The following is a 760-nucleotide window of genomic DNA, read 5'->3' on the forward strand; positions in this document are numbered from 1 at the left end:
CGGCACCGCCGAACTTGGCTGCCAGCACCGTAGCGATCGCTGCCGTCAACGTGGTCTTGCCATGGTCAACGTGACCAATCGTGCCAACGTTCACGTGCGGCTTGGTCCGCTCGAACTTTTCCTTTGCCATTTCGCGACTCCTGTCTCGGTAGCGATATTGCCAGTGCGTGGTATTTGGTGCCCATGGGCAGGATCGAACTGCCGACCTCTCCCTTACCAAGGGAGTGCTCTACCACTGAGCCACATGGGCGAAACTTGACGTACTACTCTGACAGCAACCGCGCGACTGGAGCGGGTGAAGGGAATCGAACCCTCGTCGTAAGCTTGGAAGGCTTCTGCTCTACCATTGAGCTACACCCGCCCGGTTCTTTCCTGCTTCTTCACCGGCACTGCCGGCTGCTGTCTTGCATTCTGGTGGAGAGGGCTGGATTCGAACCAGCGTAGGCGTAAGCCAACAGATTTACAGTCTGCCCCCTTTAGCCACTCGGGCACCTCTCCGCAGAGAACTATCGATTATGGGGCTTCTCACCTTGCCTGTCAAGCACTTTCCGTTGCGGATGCTGTACTTGGCCAAACCAGGGAAGGCGTTCCAGCGTGGCGCTTGAACCGCCTGATCGCTCCCACAAGCGCAGTTTGGATTTCTGCGTTCTCACCCTATAGGGCTTTCCAACGCGGCTCTCGGAGGCTCTGAGGCCGCCTGGCAGGGCCTCGAGGCCACGTGCGAGCGCGGCCGGAAAAGACAAAACCCCTCGCAGCACAC

The 760-nt window shown here is 58.9% G+C and carries 1 protein-coding gene and 3 tRNA genes; all 4 read right to left on the reverse strand.

The genetic code is table 11. The features are described from left to right. On the reverse strand, positions 1 to 130 hold a 130-nt coding region (locus CF68_RS06495; protein WP_035816862.1), incomplete at its 3' end, for a GTP-binding protein. Positions 131 to 175: 45 nt separating this feature from the next. Further along, positions 176 to 250 (reverse strand) — tRNA-Thr (locus CF68_RS06500). Between the two features lie 37 nt (positions 251 to 287). After that, a tRNA-Gly gene (locus CF68_RS06505) sits at positions 288 to 361 on the reverse strand. Positions 362 to 412: 51 nt separating this feature from the next. Beyond that, positions 413 to 498: transfer RNA gene (locus CF68_RS06510), tRNA-Tyr, on the reverse strand. Between the last annotated feature and the right edge of the window lie 262 nt (positions 499 to 760).

Source organism: Cupriavidus sp. SK-4, from assembly GCF_000611125.1.
GTDB lineage: Bacteria > Pseudomonadota > Gammaproteobacteria > Burkholderiales > Burkholderiaceae > Cupriavidus > Cupriavidus necator.